Origin of the sequence: Streptomyces sp. NPDC052301 (genome assembly GCF_044593395.1) — a bacterium.
GTDB lineage: Bacteria > Actinomycetota > Actinomycetes > Streptomycetales > Streptomycetaceae > Streptomyces.
In genome coordinates, this window is sequence record NZ_JBIUBE010000005.1 from 573,112 (window position 1) to 596,150 (window position 23,039).

Annotated in this window: 24 protein-coding genes; 10 read left to right on the forward strand and 14 right to left on the reverse strand. The window is 69.6% G+C overall.

The genetic code is table 11. The annotated features are described in order from the left end of the window. The first annotated feature begins 497 nt into the window (after nt 1-497). Genes ACIHEJ_RS17105 through ACIHEJ_RS17120 form a run of 4 tightly spaced genes read left to right on the forward strand, consistent with a single transcriptional unit; the run spans nt 498 to nt 3,862 of the window. Complete coding sequence (locus ACIHEJ_RS17105; RefSeq protein WP_400135824.1) at nt 498-1,298, forward strand: ABC transporter permease; 801 nt, start codon at nt 498-500, stop codon at nt 1,296-1,298. 49 nt (nt 1,299-1,347) lie between these two features. Continuing rightward, nucleotides 1,348-2,112, forward strand: a complete 765-nt coding sequence (locus ACIHEJ_RS17110; protein WP_400136140.1) for an ABC transporter permease — start codon at nt 1,348-1,350, stop codon at nt 2,110-2,112. 1 nt (nt 2,113) lies between these two features. Further along, the gene (locus tag ACIHEJ_RS17115; protein WP_400135827.1) at nt 2,114-3,076 is read left to right on the forward strand and encodes an ATP-binding cassette domain-containing protein; all 963 of its coding nucleotides are present in this window, start codon (nt 2,114-2,116) and stop codon (nt 3,074-3,076) included. A 9-nt stretch (nt 3,077-3,085) separates the two neighbouring features. Further along, the gene (locus ACIHEJ_RS17120; protein WP_400135829.1) at nt 3,086-3,862 is read left to right on the forward strand and encodes a DUF1707 domain-containing protein; all 777 of its coding nucleotides are present in this window, start codon (nt 3,086-3,088) and stop codon (nt 3,860-3,862) included. Between the two features lie 30 nt (nt 3,863-3,892). On the opposite strand, the gene ACIHEJ_RS17125 is transcribed toward ACIHEJ_RS17120, so the two are convergent. The 3 genes from ACIHEJ_RS17125 to ACIHEJ_RS17135 all read right to left on the reverse strand — a co-directional run bounded on the left by ACIHEJ_RS17125 (nt 3,893) and on the right by ACIHEJ_RS17135 (nt 5,429). Beyond that, nucleotides 3,893-4,285: a hypothetical protein gene (locus ACIHEJ_RS17125; RefSeq protein ID WP_400135832.1), complete on the reverse strand. Its 393-nt coding sequence runs from the start codon at nt 4,283-4,285 to the stop codon at nt 3,893-3,895. A 96-nt stretch (nt 4,286-4,381) separates the two neighbouring features. Then, complete coding sequence (gene rph / locus ACIHEJ_RS17130; protein ID WP_400135835.1) at nt 4,382-5,119, reverse strand: ribonuclease PH; 738 nt, start codon at nt 5,117-5,119, stop codon at nt 4,382-4,384. Nucleotides 5,120-5,195: 76 nt separating this feature from the next. Then, a complete protein-coding gene (locus tag ACIHEJ_RS17135; protein WP_366010034.1) occupies nt 5,196-5,429 on the reverse strand; it encodes a PTS glucose/sucrose transporter subunit IIB in 234 nt (77 codons plus the stop codon). Nucleotides 5,430-5,613: 184 nt separating this feature from the next. Here ACIHEJ_RS17135 and ACIHEJ_RS17140 point away from each other — a divergent pair, with 184 nt between their 5' ends. Together ACIHEJ_RS17140 and ACIHEJ_RS17145 are read left to right on the forward strand one after the other, a co-directional pair. Then, complete coding sequence (locus tag ACIHEJ_RS17140; RefSeq protein ID WP_400135839.1) at nt 5,614-6,930, forward strand: PTS transporter subunit EIIC; 1,317 nt, start codon at nt 5,614-5,616, stop codon at nt 6,928-6,930. 154 nt (nt 6,931-7,084) lie between these two features. Beyond that, the gene (locus ACIHEJ_RS17145) at nt 7,085-8,332 is read left to right on the forward strand and encodes a PTS transporter subunit EIIC (protein ID WP_400135842.1); all 1,248 of its coding nucleotides are present in this window, start codon (nt 7,085-7,087) and stop codon (nt 8,330-8,332) included. 70 nt (nt 8,333-8,402) lie between these two features. Here the strand turns inward: ACIHEJ_RS17145 and ACIHEJ_RS17150 are convergent, their stop codons facing one another. After that, complete coding sequence (locus tag ACIHEJ_RS17150; RefSeq protein ID WP_400135845.1) at nt 8,403-9,155, reverse strand: MBL fold metallo-hydrolase; 753 nt, start codon at nt 9,153-9,155, stop codon at nt 8,403-8,405. Nucleotides 9,156-9,392: 237 nt separating this feature from the next. Between ACIHEJ_RS17150 and ACIHEJ_RS17155 the strand changes: the two genes are divergently transcribed. Then, the gene (locus tag ACIHEJ_RS17155) at nt 9,393-9,851 is read left to right on the forward strand and encodes a type II toxin-antitoxin system PemK/MazF family toxin (RefSeq protein ID WP_400135848.1); all 459 of its coding nucleotides are present in this window, start codon (nt 9,393-9,395) and stop codon (nt 9,849-9,851) included. Here the strand turns inward: ACIHEJ_RS17155 and ACIHEJ_RS17160 are convergent, their stop codons facing one another. The 8 genes from ACIHEJ_RS17160 to clpS all read right to left on the reverse strand — a co-directional run bounded on the left by ACIHEJ_RS17160 (nt 9,852) and on the right by clpS (nt 17,469). Further along, nucleotides 9,852-10,298 (reverse strand): hypothetical protein, encoded by a 447-nt coding sequence (locus tag ACIHEJ_RS17160; protein WP_400135850.1) that lies wholly within the window; start codon nt 10,296-10,298, stop codon nt 9,852-9,854. Nucleotides 10,299-10,434: 136 nt separating this feature from the next. Then, nucleotides 10,435-12,507: a putative Ig domain-containing protein gene (locus tag ACIHEJ_RS17165; protein WP_400135853.1), complete on the reverse strand. Its 2,073-nt coding sequence runs from the start codon at nt 12,505-12,507 to the stop codon at nt 10,435-10,437. A gap of 285 nt (nt 12,508-12,792) precedes the next feature. After that, nucleotides 12,793-13,743, reverse strand: a complete 951-nt coding sequence (locus ACIHEJ_RS17170; RefSeq protein ID WP_400135856.1) for a PLP-dependent cysteine synthase family protein — start codon at nt 13,741-13,743, stop codon at nt 12,793-12,795. Between the two features lie 17 nt (nt 13,744-13,760). Further along, a complete protein-coding gene (locus ACIHEJ_RS17175) occupies nt 13,761-14,039 on the reverse strand; it encodes a MoaD/ThiS family protein (RefSeq protein WP_400135859.1) in 279 nt (92 codons plus the stop codon). A 162-nt stretch (nt 14,040-14,201) separates the two neighbouring features. Next, nucleotides 14,202-14,624 (reverse strand): Mov34/MPN/PAD-1 family protein, encoded by a 423-nt coding sequence (locus ACIHEJ_RS17180; RefSeq protein ID WP_400135862.1) that lies wholly within the window; start codon nt 14,622-14,624, stop codon nt 14,202-14,204. A gap of 135 nt (nt 14,625-14,759) precedes the next feature. Next, nucleotides 14,760-16,196 carry an amino acid permease gene (locus ACIHEJ_RS17185; protein WP_400135865.1) on the reverse strand — a complete coding sequence of 479 codons (1,437 nt, stop codon included), beginning with the start codon at nt 16,194-16,196 and terminating at the stop codon, nt 14,760-14,762. A 330-nt stretch (nt 16,197-16,526) separates the two neighbouring features. Beyond that, entirely contained in the window at nt 16,527-17,138 is a 612-nt protein-coding gene (locus ACIHEJ_RS17190) for a DUF2017 domain-containing protein (protein ID WP_400135868.1), read from the reverse strand. 13 nt (nt 17,139-17,151) lie between these two features. Next, entirely contained in the window at nt 17,152-17,469 is a 318-nt protein-coding gene (gene clpS, locus ACIHEJ_RS17195; protein ID WP_366010021.1) for an ATP-dependent Clp protease adapter ClpS, read from the reverse strand. Between the two features lie 57 nt (nt 17,470-17,526). Here clpS and ACIHEJ_RS17200 point away from each other — a divergent pair, with 57 nt between their 5' ends. Continuing rightward, nucleotides 17,527-18,873 (forward strand): nicotinate phosphoribosyltransferase, encoded by a 1,347-nt coding sequence (locus ACIHEJ_RS17200; RefSeq protein ID WP_400135872.1) that lies wholly within the window; start codon nt 17,527-17,529, stop codon nt 18,871-18,873. A 97-nt stretch (nt 18,874-18,970) separates the two neighbouring features. Further along, nucleotides 18,971-19,564: an isochorismatase family protein gene (locus tag ACIHEJ_RS17205; RefSeq protein ID WP_400135875.1), complete on the forward strand. Its 594-nt coding sequence runs from the start codon at nt 18,971-18,973 to the stop codon at nt 19,562-19,564. Nucleotides 19,565-19,588: 24 nt separating this feature from the next. Here the strand turns inward: ACIHEJ_RS17205 and ACIHEJ_RS17210 are convergent, their stop codons facing one another. After that, entirely contained in the window at nt 19,589-19,915 is a 327-nt protein-coding gene (locus tag ACIHEJ_RS17210) for a hypothetical protein (RefSeq protein ID WP_400135878.1), read from the reverse strand. 121 nt (nt 19,916-20,036) lie between these two features. Beyond that, nucleotides 20,037-22,388, reverse strand: coding sequence for an immune inhibitor A domain-containing protein (locus tag ACIHEJ_RS17215; protein WP_400135881.1), 2,352 nt, complete (start codon nt 22,386-22,388; stop codon nt 20,037-20,039). A 338-nt stretch (nt 22,389-22,726) separates the two neighbouring features. Between ACIHEJ_RS17215 and ACIHEJ_RS17220 the strand changes: the two genes are divergently transcribed. Continuing rightward, complete coding sequence (locus tag ACIHEJ_RS17220) at nt 22,727-22,996, forward strand: hypothetical protein (RefSeq protein WP_400135884.1); 270 nt, start codon at nt 22,727-22,729, stop codon at nt 22,994-22,996. The last annotated feature ends 43 nt before the right edge of the window (nt 22,997-23,039 follow it).

Genomic DNA, 23,039 nt, shown 5'->3' on the forward strand with positions numbered 1-23,039 from the left:
GTCACCGGTCCGGCCGTGGCCGAGCGGTCCTCGGAGTTCGCCCGCCCAGGCTTGGCGTCCCCGGGTTTCCCGGCGCCGTCGGTGCCGTCGGCGTTGTCGGTGCCGTCGGCGTTGTCGGTGCCGTCGGCGTTGTCGGTGCCGTCGGCGTTGTCGGCGGCACCGCTGCTCTGCGTCCCCTTCCCCCTGTCGGTGGCCTGCTCCACGCGGCCCCCCGGGGCCCCGGGCCCTTCAGCCGGCAGCGGCTTTTCCGGCGCCACGCCTTCTTTCGGCTGCTGCGGCTGCGGCTCGTCGCTCATCTCGTGCACGGACTCCTGTTTCGCGTCGTACGTTCCTGTACGCCTCGTACGCTTCTGCGCCCCCGGTGTGAAGACTCTCGCACCTGGCGTTCCGTTCCCGGATTCCGGCACGCTTCCGGCACAAAATGCGTGGCCGGCCGCCGGGCCTCCGGACTAGGCTCCTGCGCTTCGGTGTCGAGCGGTCCGAGGAGGTCGACTGGCGTGGGCGCGGGACGGTTGTACGTGGCCGTCGCGGCGGGGGGATTCAGACGGTACGCGACCTATCGGGCGGCCACTGCGGCAGGGGTGTTCACCAACACGGTCTTCGGGCTGATCCTCGTCTACACGTATCGGGCGCTGTGGGACGTGAAACCGCACCTCGGAGGTTATGACCAGGCGCAGGCCGTCACCTATGTGTGGCTGGGGCAGGCCTTCTTGTCGACCCTCGCGATCGGTGGTGGCGGCGTCGAGGACGAGTTGATCGAACGCATCCGTACGGGGGACGTCGCGATCGACCTGTACCGGCCCGCCGATCTCCAGCTGTGGTGGCTGGCCGCGGACGTGGGGCGGGCGTTCTTCCAGTTGCTGGGGCGGGGGGTGCTCCCGTTCGTCTTCGGGGCGCTGTGTTTCCCGGCGTACCTGCCGACGGACGCGGGGAGGTGGGCGGCCTTCTTCGTCGCCGTGCTGCTGGCCATGGTGGTCGGCTTCGGGATCCGGTACCTGGTGGCACTGTCCGCGTTCTGGCTGCTGGACGGCACGGGGGTGGGGCAGATGGCGTGGCTGCTGGGTTATTTCTGCTCGGGGATGCTGCTGCCGCTGAACGTGTTCCCGGGCGCGCTCGGGGAGGTCGTGCGGGTGCTGCCCTGGTCGTCGCTGCTGCAGGCGCCGGCGGACATCCTGCTCGGGCACGGGGATCCGCTGGGCACGTATGCCTTCCAGGGCGCGTGGGCGGTGGCCCTGCTGGGGACGGGGCGGCTGGTGCAGTCGGCGGCGACGCGGCGGGTGGTGGTGCAGGGTGGCTGAGCGCGGCCGGCTCGCGGAGGGTGCGCGGGTCTACCGGCTGATCGCCGGGATGTGGATCAGGTCGACGATGGCCTACCGGGCGTCGTTCGCCATGACCACGGTCGGGAATTTCGCGGCGACGTTCTTCGACTTCGTCGCGATCACGCTGATGTTCTCCCGGGTGGACGCCCTGGGCGGCTGGTCGCTGCCGGAGGTGGCGTTCCTGTACGGGTTGTCGGCGGTCTCCTTCGGGCTGGCGGATCTGGTGATCGGGTCGATGGACCGGCTGGGGCGGCGGCTGCGGGACGGCACGCTGGACACGCTGCTGGTGCGGCCGGCGCCGGTGCTGGCGCAGGTGGCGGCCGACCGGTTCGCGCTGCGGCGGCTGGGCCGGGTGACGCAGGGTTCGCTGGTGCTGGGCTGGTCGCTGTCGCGGCTGGAGGTGCACTGGACGGCGGGGAAGCTGCTGTTGATGCCGGTGACGGTGCTGAGCGGCTTCGGGATCTTCTGCGCGGTGTTCGTGGCGGGGGCGGCGTTCCAGTTCGTGGCGCAGGACGCCTCGGAGGTGCAGAACGCGTTCACGTACGGCGGTACGACGCTGCTGCAGTATCCGCCGACGGTGTTCGGCAGGGAGCTGGTGCGCGGGGTGACGTTCGTGCTGCCGCTGGCCTTCGTCAACTGGCTGCCCGCGAGCCGGGTGCTGGGGCGGGCGTATCCGCTCCGGCTGCCGGTGTGGGTGGCGTGGACTCCCCCGCTGGTGGCGGTCGGCTGCTGTGCGCTGGCCGGGCTGGCCTGGCGGGCGGGGCTTCGTTCGTATCGGAGTACAGGGAGCTAGCGTGGGCGACTTCATCGAGCTGGAGCGGGTCGAGAAGGTCTTCGAGGTGCGCAGGAAGACCGGGTTCCTCAGGCGGGAGCGGCGCGAGGTGCGGGCGGTGGACTCGCTCTCGTTCACCGTGGCGCGCGGCGAGATGGTGGGGTACATCGGTCCGAACGGTGCCGGGAAGTCGACCACGATCAAGATGCTGACCGGGATCCTGACGCCGAGCGCGGGACGGCTGCGGGTGGCGGGCATCGATCCCTCGCGGGAGCGGACGCGGCTGGCGCACCGGATCGGGGTGGTGTTCGGGCAGCGTACGACGCTGTGGTGGGACCTGCCGCTGATCGACTCCTACCGGCTGGCGCACCGCATGTACCGGATCCCGCTCGCGCGTTACCGGGAGAACCTGGACCGGTGCGTGGAACTGCTGGAGCTTCAGGCGTTGTTGGACGTGCCGGTGCGGCAGCTGTCGCTGGGGCAGCGGATGCGCGGTGACATCGCGGCGGCGTTGCTGCACGACCCGGAGGTGCTGTACCTGGACGAGCCGACGATCGGCCTGGACGTGGTGTCGAAGGCGAAGGTGCGTGGGTTTCTGCGGGAGTTGAACGCCGAGCGCGGCACGACCGTGCTGCTGACCACGCACGATCTGCAGGACATCGAGCAGTTGTGTTCCCGGGTGATGGTGATCGACCACGGCCGGCTGATGTACGACGGCCCGCTGGCGGGGCTGCACGAGGTCGGTGAGAGCGAGCGGTTGCTGGTGGTGGACCTGGAGCGGGAGTTGCCGCCGGTCGAGGTGACGGCGGCGCGGGTGGTGCGGGTGGAGGGGCCCCGGCAGTGGCTGGCGTTCCCGGCGGGGCAGTCGGCGGCGCCGCTCGTCGCGTCGCTCGCGGCTCGGTATCCGCTGGTGGATCTGTCGGTGCGGGAGCCGGACATCGAGGCCGTCATCGCCAAGATGTACGCGGAGAAGGCGGTCTCGTAGGCTGCTGCCATGACCGACGACGCAACTGCGGATCTCCGGGCCTCCGACGCCGACCGGGAACGGGTCGCCGAGGTCCTGCGGGACGCCCTCGCGGAGGGGCGGCTCGACATGGAGGAGTTCGAGGAGCGGCTGGAGGCGGCCTACACGGCGCGCACGTACGGTGAGCTGGCGCCGCTGACCCGGGATCTGCCGGCGTCCGGTGCCGTGGCGCCGCCCGCGCCGGTCTCCTTCGTCAAGGGGCCTGTGGAGGCGGGGGGTTGGGCGTCGCGGATCGTCGGGGGCGAGGGGTCCTCGACGGGCGGGATCGCCATCATGTCGGGGTTCGAGCGCAAGGGCCGCTGGACGGTGCCGAAGCGGTTCAACTGCTTCGCGTTCTGGGGCGGCGGCGAGATCGACCTGCGCGAGGCGAACTTCGCGGACCACGAGGTCGAGATCAACTGTGTGGCGGTCATGGGCGGGATGCAGGTCATCGTGCCGCCGGGCGTCGAGGTCGTCGTCCGGGGCATCGGGGTGATGGGCGGCTTCGAGCACCCGAGGGACGACGGGCCGCCGGAGCCGGGAGCCCCGCGTGTGATCATCGGCGGGTTCGCCTTCTGGGGCGGGGTCGGTGTGGAGCGCAAGGTGACGCGGGCCGAGCAGAAGCGTCTGAAGGAGCAGCGCCGGCAGGAGAAGCTGGAGCTGCGCCAGGAGCGGCACGAGCTGCTCCGGGCACGGCGCGAGGAGCGGCACGGGCTGCTGCGCGAGGAGCGCGAGGAGCGCGAGCGGCGTCGCGACGGAGGGCACTGAGCCGCGCCCCGCTCCCCCCGCGCGGAGGTCCTACTTCGTGCAGACCTTCGTCAGTTCGCCGGCCGCGTCCGTGACCGGCCCCACGTCCGGGGTCTTGTCGCCGTTCCTGATGGCCGTCCGCACGTTGTCGACGGCCTTGTCGATGTCGTCGACCGCCTTGTTGACGTCGGCGTCGTCGGTCTTGTCGCCGATCTTCTTCAGGTTCTGCTGGATGGAGTCGAGGGAGGCGTCGGCCTGGGAGGGGTCGTCGGCCGCGTTCTCCACGGCCTGCTGCAGCTCGGTGACGCTGTCGGCGATGGAGTCCGCGGTCTGTACGCAGTCCAGGGCTTTGTCGACGGTGTCGCAGCCGGCGGTGAGGCCGGCCGTCAGTGCGGCAAGCGCCACGGCGGCGACGGCGGTGAGACGGCGTCGGCTGACGGCCATGGTGGTGGGTCCCTCCCCTGTTACGACTGTTCGTACGTAGGACGCCGGGGAGGGCGCGCGGGTTGCCCGCGCGCACCCGTCGTGTTGGTCTGCCCTTTACTTTGCGAGCGTGGCCTCCAGGGCCGCGCGCTGGTGGGCGGTCAGTTCGGCGCAGCCGGTGACCGCGAGGTCGAGCAGGGCGTTCAGCTCGTCGCGGTCGAAGGGGGTGGCCTCGGCGGTGCCCTGGACCTCGACGAAGCGGCCGTCGCCGGTGCAGACGACGTTCATGTCGGTCTCGGCGCGCACGTCCTCCTCGTAGCAGAGGTCGAGCAGCGGGACGCCGCCGACGATGCCGACGGAGACGGCGGCGACGGTGCCGGTGAGCGGCTGCCGGCCTGCCTTGATCAGCTTCTTGCCCTGCGCCCAGGCGACGGCGTCGGCGAGGGCGACGTAGGCGCCGGTGATGGCGGCGGTGCGGGTGCCGCCGTCGGCCTGGAGGACGTCGCAGTCGAGGACGACGGTGTTCTCGCCGAGCGCCTTGTAGTCGATGACGGCGCGCAGGGACCGGCCGATGAGCCGGGAGATCTCATGGGTACGGCCGCCGATCTTGCCCTTGACGGACTCGCGGTCGCCTCGGGTGTTGGTGGCACGGGGAAGCATGGCGTACTCCGCGGTGACCCAGCCCTCGCCGCTGCCCTTGCGCCAGCGGGGGACGCCTTCGGTGACGGAGGCGGTGCAGAAGACCTTGGTGTCACCGAAGGAGACGAGGACGGAGCCCTCGGCGTGCTTGCTCCAGCCGCGTTCGATGGTGACCGGGCGGAGCTGTTCGGGGGTACGGCCGTCGATGCGAGACATGCGGATGAGCCTAGCCGCACATGAGGAAGGGGCTCGTCCCGTGTCGGGAAGAGCCCCTCGCCGGTGAGCCCGTGGCTCACATCATGTCTTCGATCTCCGCGGCGATCGGGTCGGCGTCGGTGCCGATGACGACCTGGATGGCGGTGCCCATCTTGACGACGCCGTGGGCGCCGGCGGCCTTCAGGGCGGCGTCGTCGACCAGCGAGGGGTCGGACACCTCGGTGCGCAGTCGGGTGATGCAGCCCTCGATCTCCTCGATGTTGTCGATCCCGCCGAGGCCGGCGACGATCTTCTCAGCCTTGCTGGCCATGTTGCTTCTCCCTGATCCGAACCGCTTTGTCGCAGTAACCCACAGTTGGCCCATCTTCGCGAGCGGTCATGCCGTCCGTGCCGAATGATGGCGATCACGACAGCGGAACCGTCCGCCAACTGGTCTACACCACCCGGGGGACGGTCGCCAAACCGCGTCCGAGTCGAGCGGCCGGGAGGACGCCATGAGCGCCGAGAGCGCGCCCGCGCACAGCACGGTGAGCCCGGCGCGGGAGCGCTGGAACCGGCTGTTCCAGGGGCTGCAGAAGATGGGCCGCAGCCTCCAGCTGCCCATCGCGGTGCTGCCGGCCGCGGGCATCCTGAACCGGCTGGGGCAGCCGGACGTCTTCGGCGACCAGGGCCTGGGCTGGACCGCCGTGTCGAAGGTGATGAAGGGCGCGGGCGGCGCGCTGCTCGACGGCTCCCTCGGTCTTCCGCTGCTGTTCTGCGTGGGCGTCGCGATCGGCATGGCGAAGAAGTCGGACGGCTCTACGGCGCTCGCGGCGGTGGCCGGCTTCCTCGTCTACTACGGCGTCCTGCACCAGTTCCCGCAGGCGTGCCCGGGTGGCTCGAAGACGATCCCGGACATCGGCTGCCAGGTGAGCGTGGGGGCGGGCGCCGGTGCGGTGACGCCGTACACCTTCCAGAACCCCGGGGTCTTCGGCGGCATCGTCATGGGCCTGCTGGCGGCCTTCTTCTGGGCCCGCTACCACCGCACGAGGCTGGTGGACTGGCTGGGCTTCTTCAACGGCCGTCGTCTGGTCCCCATCATCATGGCGTTCGTCGCCATCGCCTTCGCGGCGCTGTGCCTGTGGATCTGGCCGCCCGTCGGTGCCGGCCTGGAGAGTTTCAGCAAGTGGCTGCGGGACGCCGGCTCCTGGGGCGCGGGGGTGTTCGGGGTCGCGAACCGGGCGCTGCTGGTGGTGGGCCTGCACCAGTTCCTGAACGTGCCCATCTGGTTCCAGTTCGGCACCTACACCCCGCCCGGCGGCAGTCCGGTGCACGGCGACATCAACATGTTCCTCGCGGGCGACCCGAACGCCGGCCAGTTCACCTCGGGCTTCTTCCCGATCATGATGTTCGCGCTGCCCGCCGCCGCGCTGGCGATGACGCACTGCGCCCGGCCCGCCCGCCGCAAGGAGGTCGGCGGACTCATGCTCTCGGTGGCGCTCACCTCGTTCGTCACGGGCATCACCGAGCCGCTCGAGTACTCCTTCCTGTTCATCGCGCCCGCCCTGTACGCGGTCCACGCGGTGCTGACCGGTGTGTCGATGGCGGTGACCTGGGCGCTGGGGGTGCACGACGGCTTCAGCTTCTCGGCGGGGCTGATCGACTACGTCATCAACTGGAACCTGGCGACCAGGCCGTGGGCCGTCGTCCCGATCGGCCTGGGCTTCGCGGCCGTCTATTACACGGTGTTCCGGTTCGCGATCACGAGGTTCGACCTGAGGACTCCGGGGCGGGAGCCGGAGGAAGAGGTCGAGGACACCACCAAGGCCTGAGCGGGATCCCGGGCGGATCGGCCTCCCCTGACACATCAGCACGCCGCGTAGCGTTTCCGTAGCGGATTTCGTGGTTCCTTGTACCGCCTTCATCGTGCTACAACAGGTCTACACCACTGAGTGGTGTAGACCACCACCGATGGAGGAACCATCCATGAGCACCGCCACCGCGACGGCGGCTCCCGCAAAGAAGCGGGGATCCGGCCTCTTCCAGGGCCTGCAGAAGGTCGGCCGCAGCCTGCAGCTCCCCATCGCCGTCCTCCCGGCGGCGGGCATCCTGCTGCGTCTGGGCCAGCAGGACATCCATGACAAGCTGCACCTGCCCGACAAGGTCACGGCGGTGTTCGCCACGGCCGGCGGCGCGATCTTCGACAACCTGCCGATGCTGTTCTGCATCGGTGTGGCGATCGGTTTCGCCAAGAAGGCGGACGGCTCGACGGCACTGGCCGCCCTGGTGGGCTTCCTGGTGTACAGCAACGTGCTGAAGGCCTTCCCGGTCACCGAGGCCAAGATACAGAAGGGCGCGGACGTCGCCGCGACCTACAACAACCCCGGTGTTCTCGGCGGCATCCTCATGGGCCTGCTGGCCGCCGTGCTGTGGCAGCGCTACCACCGCAAGCAGTTGGTGGACTGGCTCGGCTTCTTCAACGGCCGCCGGCTGGTGCCGATCATCATGGCCTTCGTCGGCACCGCCATGGGCGTCTTCTTCGGTCTGATCTGGAAGCCGATCGGTGAGGGCATCTCCAACGCCGGCGAGTGGATCACCGGCCTCGGCGCGCTCGGCGCGGGTCTGTTCGGTCTGGTCAACCGCGCACTGATCCCGGTCGGCATGCACCAGTTCGTGAACACCGTCTCGTGGTTCCAGATCGGCGACTACAAGAACGCGGCCGGCCAGGTCGTGCACGGTGACCTCAACCGCTTCTTCGCCGGTGACCCGCACGCCGGTATGTTCATGGCCGGCTTCTTCCCGATCATGATGTTCGGTCTGCCGGCCGCGGCGATCGCCATCGCGCACTCCGCCCGCCCCGAGCGCCGCAAGGCCGTGCTGGGCATGATGATCTCCCTCGCTCTGACCTCGTTCGTCACCGGTGTCACCGAGCCCATCGAGTTCGCGTTCATGTTCATCGCGCCGCTGCTGTACGCGATCCACGCGGTGCTGACGGCCCTGTCCATGGCGATCACCTGGGCGCTCGGCGTCCACGCCGGCTTCACCTTCTCGGCGGGCTTCATCGACTACGCGCTCAACTGGAACCTGGCGACCAAGCCCTGGCTGATCATCCCGATCGGCCTGGTCTTCGCGGCGATCTACTACACCGTCTTCCGCTTCGCGATCACCAAGTTCAACCTCCCCACCCCGGGCCGCGAGCCCGAGGAGGAGGTCGAGGACCTCACGAAGGCGTGAGGCCCGCCGGTACGGCATGACAAGGGCCCCGGAACCGACAAGGTTCCGGGGCCTTTCGTATGCAAGCAGGCTAGATCTCGTACGTGACCCGCGGAGTGGCCAGCTCCACCGGACCGCCGAACACCTCGCGCGCGTCGCGCAGGTTGGTCTCCGGGTCGGTCCACGGCGGGATGTGGGTGAGGACCAGGCGGCGGGCGCCCGCGCGGGCCGCCGTCTCGCCCGCCTCACGCCCGTTGAGGTGCAGGTCGGGGATGCTTTCCTTGCCGTGCGTGAACGCGGCCTCGCACAGGAACAGGTCGGCGTCGCGGGCCAGCGAGTCCAGCGCCCCGGTCACCCCGGTGTCGCCGGAGTACACCAGGGACTTCCCGCCGTGCTCGACACGGATGCCGTACGCCTCCACCGGGTGGCGGACCCGCTCGGTGTGCACGGTGAACGGGCCGATCTCGAACGTGGACGGCTTGACCGTGTGGAAGTCGAAGACCTCGCTCATGGAGGAGGCGGAGGGGGTGTCCGCGTAGGCGGTGGTGAGCCGGTGCTCGGTGCCCTCGGGCCCGTAGACGGGGATCGGGGCGCAGCGGCCGCCGTCGTGCCGGTAGTACCGCGCGACGAAGTAGGCGAGCATGTCGATGCAGTGATCGGCGTGCAGATGGCTGAGGAAGATCGCGTCGAGGTCGTAGAGACCGCAGTGGCGCTGCAGCTCGCCGAGGGCGCCGTTGCCCATGTCGAGAAGCAGCCGGAAGCCGTCGGCCTCGACGAGGTAGCTCGAGCAGGCCGATTCCGCGGACGGGAACGACCCCGAGCAGCCGACGACGGTGAGCTTCATGAAGCAGAAACCTCCGTTGGCGGGAGAGCGGTGGGCGGGGACGGGAGCCTGTGGGGTACGGGCAGACAGGGGTCGTGCGGTCCGTCGAGCGTAAGGCGCGAAAGCGCGGGTCGCTCCTCCGCCAGGGGCCGTTGTGGGCGAACTCACCTGTGCTGTCACCGGTTCGGCTGGACCAGGGGCGCATGAGGTTCACAAGAGGGCGCGCGGTGCTCGGCGCACGCCGGTAACGTCGTGCCTATGGACACGTCCTGGTGGCTGGCGCTCGCGGCGGTGGTACTGCTCGCGCTGGTCGCCACGCTCGTGGACGGCTGGGGACACGGCCGCCGGCCCGGCGGCCGGCGGCTGCGGCCACCGGGCCGGCCGGGCGCCCGCAGGACGCGGGCCGGGCGGCCGGTGCCGGGGGACATCTGGTGGGCGAACGTCCCCTACGAGGACCGCACCGAGATAAAAGACCGGCCCTGTCTGGTGCTGGCCGTGCGCGGCGACCGGGCCACGGTCGCGAAGATCACCAGCAAGTACCACGACGAGCGGGCCGGGGTCATCCCGCTGCCGCCGGGCGCGGTCGGCGACGCCCGGGGCCGGCCCAGCTTCCTGGAGACCGACGAGCTGCGCGAGGTGCCGGTCGGCGACTTCCGCCGCCGGGTCGGTGTGGTCGACCCGGTTCTGTGGGACCAGGTACGGCACCTCGCGGGCTAGTCACTTCACGTTCACCGTGACCGTCCACTCCTGGATCCCCTTGCAGGACACCTGGCCCGACCCCGTGGGCTGCGCGCACAGGGGCCGGGAGGACGTCGGCTTCGCGGTGCCGGTGGACACCGCCCGGTAGGCGGCCGTCGCGTCCCCCGGCTGGATGACGAAGCCCGCGTTGATGGCCTGCAGCGCGGTGCCGCTCGTCATGACCGGCTTCCAGGGGCGGTCCTTGGTGCCGTCCAGGGTGAGCCGGACCTCGCCGCCCTTGGCGACGCAGACCGTACGGCCGTTGTCGGCGGCCTTCAGCTCCACCAGCTGCGCGCACGAGGAGGAGGGGGAGGAGGGGGCCGGGGAGACCTTGCCGTTGCTGCCGGTGTCCTTGCCGCTCTGCGAGCCGCAGCCGGCGAGGAGCAGTGCTGCCGCCGCGAGGGCGCACAGGGTCGTACGGCGCATGGGGTTCGCCTTTCTGCCGTGGCCGGACGACCGGCCGCCTGGTGCAGATGTGACGTACCACGCGCGCATGAGGATCCCGCACACGACGGGCCGGGCCGGTCGTGTGCGGGATCGGGTGGAGCGGGTGCGGTGCGGCTCAGCCGGTCGTGAGGGCGGTGTCGTCCACCACGAAGCTGGTCTGCAGCGAGGAGTCCTCCACGCCGTTGAACTTCAGGGTGACCGTCTGGCCCGCCAGCGAGGACAGGTCGAAGGTCTTCTGCGTGTACCCGGAGGCCTTGTCGAGGTTCGAGTAGGTCGCCAGGGTGGTCGAACCGGCGGTGACCGTCAGCTTGTCGTACGCGGTGCTGGTGGTGGTCTCGGCGGTGTCGACGTGCAGGTAGAAGGTGAGCGTCGCCTTGCAGCCGGCCGGGATCGTCACCGACTGGGACAGCGTGTCGGTGTGCGAGGAGCCGTAGCCGTCCAGCCAGGCCTTGTAGGAGCCGCCGTGGGCGGCCTCACCGGAGTCGGTGGTGATCACACCGCTGCTCGCGGTCCAGCCGGTGCTGCCCGACTCGAAGCCCGGGTTGGCCAGCAGCTGGGAGGAGGAGCAGCCGCCGCCGGAGGTGCCGACCGTCCAGGTGAAGGAGGTCGCGCCGGAGGCGCCGGAGGAGTCCTTCGCGGTCACCGTGACCTGGTAGGTGCCCGCTGTGGACGCCGTACCGGAGATCAGGCCGGTGGAGCTGTTGACGGACAGGCCGGTCGGCAGGCCGGTGGCGCTGTAGGTGAGGGCCGCGCCCGCGCTGTCGGTGGCCTGGATCTGCAGGCTGACCGAGCCGCCGGTGGCGGTGGACTGGCTGCCCGGGTTGGTGACGGTCACCGTGTTGCCGGTGCTGGAGCCGGAGGTGAAGGCGGTGGTGCCGTTCGGGGTGCCCCAGCCGGTCGGGCCGTCGTAGCCGGTGGTGGCCCTGCAGAAGTACGAGGTGGAGCAGGAGCCGTTGGAGCCGCTGGTCACGTCGTACAGGTTGCCGGTGTGGGAGTACGGGTACTTCGCCGGGTAGTCGCTCGCGCTCGGGGTGCCCGCGAGGGCGTAGACACCGGCGATGATCGGCGCGGAGGCGCTGGTGCCGCCGTAGACCGCCCAGCCGGAGCCGCCGTAGGTGTCGTAGACCGCCACGCCGGTGGCCGGGTCGGCGACCGCGGAGACGTCGGCCTCCATGCGCTTGGAGCAGCCGGTGTCGGTCTGCCAGCTCGGCTTCGGGTCGTACGCGGAGCAGCCGGAGCCGGTGCCCTCGGTGGAACTGGTGTTCCACACCGACTCGCTCCAGCCGCGGGAGTTGGCGGAGGTGGTGAGCGCGGTGCCGCCGACGGCGGTCACGTACTGGGAGGTCGCCGGGTACTCGGCGCCGTAGCCGGAGTCGCCCGCGGAGACGGTGATCGCCACGCCCGGGTGCTTGAAGTACTGGGTGTCCTCGGTCGTCTGGGAGGACGCCTCGTCGCCGCCCCAGCTGTTGGAGACGAACTTGGCGCCCAGCGAGACGGCCTCGTTCTCGGCGATGCCGAGGTCGGTGTCGTTCGCGGAGTTCGCCTCGACCAGGATGATGTTGCAGTTCGGGCAGACCGCGCTGACCATGTCGATGTCGAGCGCCTCTTCACCGGCCCAGCCGCTGTCGTTGGTGGGCAGCGAGGTGGTGGAGCCGGTCTGACCGACCTGCTTGAAGCAGCCGTTGGCCTTGGTGCAGGCGGACAGGCCGTAGGTGGAGCGGTAGGTGGCGAGGTCCGACTCGGCGTTGGGGTCGTTGTAGGCGTCGACCACGGCGACCGTCAGGCCCGAGCCGCCCGTGGTGGGCAGGTTGTAGGCGCTGTGCAGGTTGGCCGGGGAGAGACCGGAGGGCGCGGCGGCGGCGAGCGCCGAGGCGAGCTTCTGCTTGATGTCGGTGCGGCGCTGGGCGAAGCAGGACGCGTGGCCCGGCTCGGCGGTGGCGCACAGGTGGGTCGTGGGGACCTTCTGGCCGGCCTTGCCGGTCGAGTGGAAGGTCTGCCGCTCGGGGGCGGTCAGGGCCTTGGCGTTCTGCGTCGCCTTGGCGGTGTGGGGCGCGGGAGCGGCGGCGGCCTGGGCCCCTGCCGTCGGTGCCGCGGTGAATCCGGCGACGGTGAGGGCGAGGGCGGGGAAGGCGACGGCAAGGAGTCTTCGCAGACTCCGTCTCCGCCTGCTCGGGCGTGACTCGCGCATGGGGAACTGCCTCCGTTGGAAGTGGGGATCCGCACTGGATTGGCAGGCCCGTGACGCGCGTAGCGGCGGCAGAAACCGCGCAGTCATGAGCATGACATTCACAGACACCCCGCACGTCACGTTGGGTGAGCGTGACATGTCAGGGCGCGGGAGGAACGTAGCCCTGGCCCCGGCTTCACCGGCAGTACCGGACGGAATTCTTTGCCCCGCCATAGAAATGGATTGGCCCCCTCATAGGAGGGGGCTGGGGCGGGCTTGAGGCGCCCCGATCCGGAAGGAAGGACCCTAGGCCCAGAGCTGGCCCTGGAGCGTCTCGATGGCTTCCTCGGTGGTGGCCGCCGTGTAGACGCCGGTGGAGAGGTACTTCCAGCCTCCGTCGGCCACGACGAAGACGATGTCGGCGGGCTCCCCCGCCTTGACCGCCTTGTTCCCCACGCCGATCGCCGCGTGCAGGGCGGCGCCGGTGGAGACGCCCGCGAAGATGCCCTCCTGCTGGAGGAGTTCACGGGTACGGGTGACCGCGTCGGCCGAGCCGACCGAGAAGCGGGTGGTCAGCACGGAGGCGTCGTACAGCTCCGGCACGAAGCCCTCGTCCAGGTTGCGCAGGCCGTACACCAGGTCGTCGTAGCGCGGTTCGGCGGCGACGATCTGGATGCCCGGCCGGTGCTCGCGCAGGTAGCGGCCGACGCCCATCAGGGTGCCGGTGGTGCCGAGGCCCGCGACGAAGTGGGTGACCGAGGGGAGGTCGGCGAGGATCTCCGGGCCGGTCGTGGCGTAGTGGGCGCCCGCGTTGTCCGGGTTGCCGTACTGGTAGAGCATCACCCAGTCGGGGTGCTCGGCGGCCAGCTCCTTGGCCACGCGGACCGCGGTGTTGGAGCCGCCCGCGGCCGGCGAGGAGATGATCTCCGCGCCCCACATGCCGAGCAGGTCCCGGCGCTCCTGCGAGGTGTTCTCCGGCATCACGCACACCATGCGGTAGCCCTTGAGCTTGGCCGCCATGGCGAGGGAGATGCCGGTGTTGCCGGAGGTGGGCTCCAGGATGGTGCAGCCCGGGGTGAGTCGCCCGTCCTTCTCCGCCTGCTCGATCATGTGCAGGGCGGGACGGTCCTTGACCGAGCCGGTCGGGTTGCGGTCCTCCAGCTTGGCCCAGATCCGGACGTCGGCCGACGGCGACAGCCGCGGCAGGCACACCAGCGGGGTGTTGCCCACCGCGGCCAGCGGGGAGTCGTAGCGCATCGCTGCTCAGCGGCCGATCAGCGCATCCCGCCGGCGACCGCCGGCAGGATGGTCACGTTGTCGCCGTCGGACAGCTTGGTGTTGATGCCGTCCAGGAAGCGCACGTCCTCGTCGTTCAGGTAGACGTTGACGAACCGGCGCAGCTGGTCGCCGTCCACGATGCGGGCCTGGATGCCCGCGTGCCGGGTCTCGAGGTCGGCGAAGAGCTCGGCGAGGGTCTCCCCGGTGCCTTCGACCGCCTTCTGACCGTCGGTGTAGGTGCGAAGGATGGTGGGGATGCGGACCTCGATGGCCATGGTTGCGGGCTCCTGTCGGAAGGTGTCGTCGGGGCGGCAGGCTCGGTACGTCAGCAGCGGGCTCGCACCACATTCAGAACCATGGGCTCATCGTATCGATTCCCGGTCGAGGGCCCGGAGTGTGATCCCGCATGACGGACGGTTACCGACCGAATGGTGAGATCAGTACGTCTCCACCACCGTGACCTCCTCCTCCGTGACCTCCCCGTCCACGATGCGGAAGGAACGGAACTGGAACTCGCCGAGGCCGTCGGTGTCCGCGGTGGACACCAGCACGTAGTGCGCGCCGGGCTCGTTGGCGTAGGAGATGTCGGTCCGGGAGGGGTAGGCCTGGGTCGCGGTGTGGGAGTGGTAGATGATCACCGGCTCCTCGTCGCGGTCGTCCAGCTCGCGGTAGAGCTTGAGCAGGTCGCCCGAGTCGAACTCGTAGAAGGTGGGCGACATGGCCGCGTTGAGCATCGGGATGAAGCGCTCGGGGCGGTCCGAACCCGCCGGGCCCGCGACGACCCCGCACGCCTCGTCGGGGTGGTCCTTGCGGGCGTGGGCGACGATCTGGTCGTACAGGGCCTGGGTGATGGTCAGCATGACGGTCAGGATAAGCAGAGGGGCCGTCCCGTACCGAGGTGTGGTACGGGACGGCCCACATGCCGGACGCCCTGAGCGGCGGCCGCCGGGAGTGCCACGAGTACTCCCGCCGGCCGGACGTCCTTGGGGGAAAGGTCAGCGCTTGCGGAAGGCCGCGGCCTCCGGGTTGCGGCGCTTGAGCACCCAGTAGGAGACGCCGAGGATCGCGGCCCACAGCGGGGCACAGTACAGCGAGACCCGGGCGTCCTTGTCGATACCCATGAGCACGATCACCATGAAGATGAACAGCAGCGCGACGACGCTCGTCCACGGCGCTCCCGGCGCGCGGAACTCGCTCTGCGGCAGCTCCCCGCGGTTCGCCTTGGCCCGGTAGCGGATCTGGCAGAGCAGGATGACGATCCAGGCCCACATGCCGGAGATGGTCGCGAAGGACACCACGTAGTCGAACGCCTTGCCCGGCCACTGGTAGTTGATCCAGACGCCGACGAGCATCAGCGCGGCGGAGAACGTGGTGCCGACCAGCGGGGTGCCGCTGCGGGTCAGCTTGGTGAAGAACTTCGGGCCCTGGTTGTTGAGCGCCAGGTCCCGCAGCATGCGGCCGGTGGAGTACATGCCGGAGTTGCAGGAGGACAGCGCGGCCGTGAGGACGACGAAGTTGACGATGCCGGCGCCCGCGGGCAGGCCCATCTTCTCGAAGGCGACCACGAACGGGCTCGCACCCGCGTGGAAGCTCGTCCACGGCACGACCGACAGGATCATGATCAGCGCGCCGATGTAGAACACGGCGATGCGCCACGGCACGGTGTTGATCGCCTTCGGCAGCACCTTCTTGGGGTCCTTGGACTCGCCCGCGGTGACACCGACCAGCTCGACGGCGAGGAAGGCGAACATGACCATCTGCAGGGTCATCAGCGTGTTGCCGACGCCGTGCGGGAAGAAGCCGCCGTCGTTCCACAGGTGGGCCACGGAGGCGGTGTCGCCGGCGTCGGAGAAACCGATCGTCAGGATGCCGGCGCAGATCAGGATCATGCCGATGATCGCGGTGACCTTGACCATGGAGAACCAGAACTCCAGCTCACCGAAGAGCTTCACGGAGATCAGGTTGGCGCCGTACAGCACGACCGTGAAGACCAGGGCCGACAGCCACTGCGGGATGTTCCACCAGTACGTCATGTAGGCGGCCGCGGCCGTGACCTCGGTGATGCCGGTGACCACCCAGAACAGCCAGTACGTCCATCCGGTCACGAAGCCGGCGAACGGGCCGATGAACTCGCGCGCGTACTCCGAGAACGAACCCGACACCGGGCGGTACATCAGCAGCTCGCCGAGCGCCCGCATGATGAAGAAGATGACGAGGCCCGCGATGGCGTACGCCAGGATCAGGCTGGGCCCTGCCTTGGAAATGCCCTTGCCCGCGCCGAGGAAGAGGCCGGTGCCGATGGCACCGCCGATGGCGATCATCTGGATCTGCCGGGCGCCGAGCCCGCGCTGATACCCCTCGCCGCCCTCGCTGTCCTCGGCCCGCGCGGCCTCATTGCCGTCGCGAAGCTGGTCGACCTGCGATGAGGTCATGTGTGGTGCGCCTTTCTCCATGCCGACCCGCGGCCTTCAGTCGGCCTCGGATCGGGTTTCGATCCCCCCGGATTGCTGGAGTCGTTGCCTGGCCGACGGTCGTCGGCTCGGTGGCGCACCCGGCCGGACATGGGTGGTGTCGGCCGGGCGGTCGTGAAGATTTATCACGGCCGCAATATTGATCACAGAGACGCGCTGTGACGCATCCCATAGGTAAAAGCGGACAAAGAACGCCCGAATGCGGCAAACCAGGCCGCAACGGTGACGGGATCGTTATCCGGATTTGAGCGTCCTCTGAGCGAACACTCGAGGGCGGCAAACCGACCCGGATTACGGCATAAGGGTCGTCACCAGGGTTTCCTGCAGACCGCCGAGCCACAGATAGGCCATCACCATCGGCTTGCGCGGGTCCTCGTCCGGGAGCCGGTAGAGCAGGTCGGTGTCGTCCTCGTCGGTGATCTCCAGCCGGGCGCCGATCGCCAGCCGCAGGTCGTTCAGGGCACCGAGCCAGTGCCTCGACTCCGTCGGCGACAGCTTCAGCACCGCCCCGGTCTCGTCCACCGGCGCGAGCGCGTCCAGGCTGCGGATCACCGCGAGCGCGTTCTCCCGTTTGCCGGCACGCAGGTCGTTCTCGGTGTAGCGGCGGAACTCGGCGGAGTGGGCCCGCCGCTCCTCGGCCTGGGCGGGTGACTCGGGGGCCTGCTCCGGGTCGCTGTAGGCGTCCGGGAAGAGCCTGCGCAGGACGGGGTCCGCGGGCGGCTCGCTCGGCCCCTCGGCGAACAGCTCGGCGAGCGGATCGGTCTCGGCGCCCTCGGCGGGGCCGGGGCCCGGGCCGATGAGCTCCAGGAGCTGGACGGCCAGCGACCGGATGATGGAGATCTCGACGTCGTCGAGCGCGACGGCCGCGCCGCCGCCGGGAAGCGGTTCGAAATGTCCGGGCATGTAAGTCGGTTCGCTACTTCCGGTCCTGCTGGAGGGTGGCCCACAGACCGTAGCCGTGCATCGCCTGCACGTCGCGCTCCATCTCCTCGCGGGTTCCGCTGGAGACGACCGCCCGGCCCTTGTGGTGGACATCGAGCATGAGCTTGGTGGCCTTGTCCTTGGTGTAGCCGAAGTACGTCTGGAAGACGTACGTCACATAGCTCATGAGGTTGACCGGGTCGTTGTGCACGATGGTGACCCAGGGGACGTCGGGCTCGGGTACGGCGAAGACCTCCTCCGCCGACTCGGTGCGTTCGATCTCTACGGGCGCGGGTGACGTCACAGTGACCATGCTGCCACGCTGGCCAGAAATCGTCACACTGACGCGAAGGGGTGTAGCATCATGGTCATGAACACAGCGGACCTTGGGCTGCCGGTGAACGTTCCCTCGACGGCGCTCTTCACGGACCAGTACGAGCTGACGATGCTGCAGGCCGCGCTGAAGGCCGGTACGGCCGAACGGCGGAGCGTGTTCGAGCTCTTCACCCGGCGGCTGCCGGAGGGGCGCCGATACGGCGTCGTGGCGGGCACGGGACGCGTCCTGGACGCGGTGGAGAACTTCCGCTTCGACGAGGGCGTCCTCGGCTTCCTGCGCGAACGGGGGATCGTCGACGAGACGACCCTGGAGTGGCTCGCCGACTACCGCTTCAGCGGTGACATCTGGGGCTACCCGGAGGGCGAGGTGTACTTCCCGGGCTCGCCGATCATGCGGGTCGAGGGCACCTTCGCCGAGTGCGTCCTGCTGGAGACGGTGCTCCTGTCGATCCTCAACCACGACTCGGCGATCGCCGCCGCAGCCTCCCGCATGGCCTCCGCCGCCGGCGACCGCCCGCTGATCGAGATGGGCGCCCGCCGCACCCACGAGCTGGCCGCCGTGGCCGCCGCGCGCGCCGCCTACGTCGGCGGCTTCTCGACCACCTCCGACCTCGCGGCAGGCTTCCGTTACGGCATCCCGACCGTCGGCACCTCCGCCCACGCCTTCACCCTGCTGCACGACCGCGAGCGGGACGCCTTCCAGGCCCAGGTCGACACCCTCGGCCGGGGCACCACCCTGCTGGTGGACACCTACGACGTCGCCGAGGCCGTCCGTACGGCGGTGGAGGTGGCCGGACCCGAGCTGGGCGCCGTCCGCATCGACTCCGGAGACCTGCTCCTCGTCGCCCACCGGGTCCGGCAGCAGCTGGACGAGCTGGGCGCGACGAACACGAAGATCGTCGTGACCTCGGACCTGGACGAGTACGCGATCGCCTCGCTGGCCGCCGCGCCCGTGGACGCGTACGGCGTCGGGACCCAGCTGGTGACCGGCTCCGGGCACCCGACCGCCTCCATGGTCTACAAGCTGGTCGCCCGCGCCGAGACCACCGACCCGCGGGCGCCCCTGGTGTCGGTCGCGAAGAAGTCCACCGGCGGCAAGACGTCCATCGGCGGACGCAAGTGGGCGGCACGCCGGCTCGACGAGGACGGGGTGGCCGAGGCCGAGGTCGTCGGCACCGGCCCGGTGCCGCCGGAGCTCGCGGACCAGCGGCTCCTGGTGCAGCTGATCAAGGGCGGGGACGTCGTGGCCCGTGAGCCGCTGGACGTGCCCCGGGACCGCCACATCGCCGCCCGCGCCAACCTCCCCCTGTCCGCCACCCAGCTCTCCCGAGGGGAACCCGTCCTTCCGACGGAGTACCTCACCGGGCGGTCGGGTAGCTAAAGCGGGTCGGCCCTCCGCCCCCGCGAACGCCCCCTCCCGCACCGGCCCATAAGTCTCTAGGCTCAGTTACTTAGCCCACAGTCGAAGGACACCCACCATGCGCCGCGCCTTGATCGTCGTAGATGTGCAGAACGACTTCTGCGAGGGGGGCAGCCTCGCGGTGGCCGGTGGTGCGGACGTGGCCGCCGCCGTCACCGAGCTGATCGGCCAGGCCGCGGGGACGGGCTACCGCCATGTGGTGGCCACCCGCGACCACCACATCGCCCCCGGCGGCCACTTCGCCGACAACCCCGACTTCGTGCGCTCCTGGCCCGCGCACTGTGTCGCGGGCACGGAGGGAGTGGGCTTCCACCCGAACTTCGCGCCCGCCGTCGCCTCCGGCGCGGTGGACGCGGTGTTCGACAAGGGGGCCTACGCGGCGGCGTACAGCGGCTTCGAGGGGGCCGACGAGAACGGCGTCCCCCTCGCCGAGTGGCTCCGCGCCCGCCACATCGACGAGGTCGACGTGGTCGGCATAGCCACGGACCACTGCGTGCGCGCCACGGCCCTGGACGCCGCCCGCGAGGGCTTCCGCACCCAGGTCCTGCTGGACCTCACGGCCGGGGTGGCCCCGGAGACGACGGAGCGGGCCCTGGAGGAGCTGCGGGCGGCGGGTGTGGAACTCACCGGCAAGCCGGTGGTCAGCGGCTAGGGAAGCGCTCCGAAGGAGCCCGCGTCACCCCTGTGGCACCGCCGGAGGTCTGCGCAGCAGCGCCCGGATCGGGTGCCACAGCTCGTTGACGAGGACACCGTTGTCAGCCGGTGCCGTCCGCCATATCAGGCCGTCGGGATGGTGCAGCACCGCCGTGATCTCGTCCGGCGTCGGAGGTGCCGCGTTCCCACGGAGGTAGATCGCACGGAACCCCAGGTTGCGGAGCCTGGTCAGGGCCCTGGCGCGGTTCTGGGCGTGCACCAGCACCCGCACCCCGACGGCGTCGTAGGGCAGGTTCAGCGCCACCACCACCGTGCCGTTCGGCAGCTTGCAGAAGCCTCCTGCGGCCATGCGGTCACATCCCCGTTTCGGTCGGTGTCAATAAGCGGTCCACAGGACGCACCTAAACACGATCGGCGGCAACCCGCCAAGGGGTTGCCGCCGATACGTCTCTGACCTGCGAAGATGCGGACTACTTCACCGCGGGTCCGACCTTCAGCAAGATCGTCGAGCCGTCCTTGGCCTCCTTGACGATCGCGATCTTGGTGTTGGTGTCAGTGACCTTCACGCCCCCGGTCGGGTTCGCCGGGTCGTAGTAGGTGCCGGTGTGGTCGTTGAAGACCGACACACCCTTCGACGCCTTGATCTTCGTCACGACGTCGGCCTTGTGCAGGGTGATGCCGTCCGTGCCGTAGAGGCTGAACGGGGAGTCGTAGGCCTGCATGCGGTTGCGCATCAGCGTGCCGTCGGACCACTTCATCGCCGTCGGGTGGGAGTCGATCGGCAGGATCAGGCCCGTGCCCGGGTGGTCCTTCTCATTGGTGTTGTTGTCCGCCTGGGAGGTGTCCCACTTCCAGATCAACAGACCGTTCTGGTACGGGTAGTGCTCCACCCAGTCGGGGCGCTTGGCCGAACCGAAGTTGTACGGGCCGGTCTTGAGCTGCTTGTCGTACGACACGTACTGCCGGTTCTCGGCGATGTAGTACTGCTTGTAGTCCTTGGTGAAGGACGCGCCGATGCGGGAGAACCCGTTCGACGTCCAAGCGGCGTCCTGCGTCTCGGCGTCGTCCGAGAAGACCGGCGTGCCGTCGGCGGTCACGGCGATCTCGTCGGCCGTGAAGCCGTTCTCCGCGACACCGCCGTCGGTGGCGTAGCGGAAGCGGAGCTGGATCTTCTGGCCCGCGTAGGCGTCCAGGGAGTACGACAGCTTCTTGTGCGTCTGCGAGAAGCCGGTCAGCGCGGGCTTGCCGCCGCCGTCCTGCGGGATGGCCTGGCCGTCCGCCGTACCGTTGACGGCGGTCCAGTTGGCGCCGCCGTCGGTCGACACCTCGGTGTACAGGTAGTCGTAGCCGTCCTCGATGGCCCACCAGCCGTCCAGGTCCAGCTTCGCCGACGACTTGCCGGTGAGGTCCACGGACCGGGTCAGCGTGTTCTTCAGGTCGTTGCCGCTGCCGCTCCACCACTGGGCCGAGCCCTGGGACGGCTCGGTGATGGTGGTGGTGACCGCCTTGTCGGGCAGGTTGACCACCAGGGCCTGCTTGTCCCAGGTGTTGTACTCGGCGACGCCCAGCTTGTGCGTGGACTGCGCGCCGGCCTTGGCGGTGTCGTAGTTCAGCCAGCCCAGCTGCAGCTTGTCCCAGGCGTTCATGTCGCCGGGCAGGTCGCCGATGGACTCCTTGCCGGTGCCGAGCCAGGAACCGGAGGACATCAGGGTCCAGAAGCCGGTGGAGTTGTCGCCGCCGTCGGTGTCGTACTCGTCCGGCAGGCCCAGGTCGTGGCCGTACTCGTGGGCGAAGACGCCGAGGCCGCCGTTCTCCGGCTGGATGGTGTAGTCGCCGACCCAGATGCCGGTGTCGCCGATCTGCGCGCCGCCGAGCTTGTTGTTCTGGGGGCCGGTGGCGCCGGCGTCGGTGCCGAAGGCGTACCAGCGGTGGGCCCAGATCGCGTCCTTGCCCTGCGCGCCGCCGCCCGCGGACTCGTCCTCACCGGCGTGCACGAGCTGGAAGTGGTCGATGTACCCGTCGGGCTCGTTGAAGTTGCCGTCGTGGTCGTAGTCGTAGCGGTCCCACTGGTCGTACTTGGCCAGGTCCGCCTTGATCGCGGCGTCGGACTTGCCGGCCGCCTTCTGCTGCGCGACCCAGGCGCTGACGCCGTCGCTGACCACGTTCCACACGCTCGTGCAGTTGGTCTGGCCGCAGGCGTTGTTGCCGTAACGGGCCTCGTTGTACGGGACCTTGACCCAGTCCGAGACCTCGCCGTCGACCGAGTAGCGACCCGAGGACTGCTTCTCGTAGTACTTCTTCAGCGACTCGGTCTTCTTGCCGGTGCCGAAGTAGAGGTCCTGGTAGTGCTTCTGGTTGTAGTCCTTCTGCCAGGCCGTGGAGTTGTCCTTCTTGCGGTCCGGCGCGGCGATGGTGTTGTGCAGCGGACCGGGGGTTCCGCCGTACTTCGGGTCCGTCTTGTCCCCGAACTCCACCAGGATCGTGAAGATCTTGTCGGTCTTCTCGCGGCTCAGCTCGACGTACTTGCTCTTGCCCTTGCCGCTCTTGAGCGCCAGGACCTTGGAGCCGTTGCGCTCCTGCGCCTTGGCCTTGCCCGATATGAGCTGGCTCAGGGCCTCCCGGCGCTGGGCGTCCTGGGTCTTGCTCAGCGGACCGTCGAGGTCGTGCTTCCGCTGCTTCACCGGGGCCGGGTCGTGCCGGTTGGCCGCCGCCTGCGTCCGGGTGCTCGCCTCCGCGACGGCGAAGGTGGCGAAGGTGGCGGAGGCCGCCGCGAGCGTCACCCCGATCGCGGCCGCTCTGAACGTCCAGGATCTGCTGGTCACTTGAGTTCCTCCCCCGCGCCGCGCGCACGGACAGGGGGATCCGGGTCATGGAGGAATCCGCGCGCGCACGTTCAACGCGTGTTCAAGTGACGTCATTTGACTAGAGGTTTAGAAGAAAAGACAGACCTTGACTTGTTCAGGCCAAGTGCACTATGCGGAGTCGGTGTTCGCTTTACGGACTTGTCCGGGTCACATGACTCCGTGCGCCCCCCGTGCTCCCGGTACCGTGGGTTAGGTCACGCTTACCAGGCGTTCGGCTCGGGCATGCACGCGAAGAGAGAGTCGAAGGCACCCCCGACACCCGAAGACCTCCGCAGACTTCCGAGGACACGATTGCCATGCCTCGTCCGACCTCCGCACAGCTCATCTACGGTTCGTGCACCGTGATCTTCTCGACGCTCGCCATGCTGCTGCTGTCGCAGACGAGTTCGGGCCTCGGGATCGCCGTGATCGCTCTCGTGGCGCTGGCCCTCGGGCTGCTCGTGGCGATGACGGTACCGCTGCCAGGGGCGCGAACGGCGGACACGGCCGCGGCGCCGGCCGACACCGCCGGGTCCGCGGCCGAGGAGCCCGCCGCCGAGGAGCAGCCGGTGTCCAGCAGGCTCTGACCGGAGCACACGGCAGCGGCGGGCCCGCGCTTCTCACGGACCC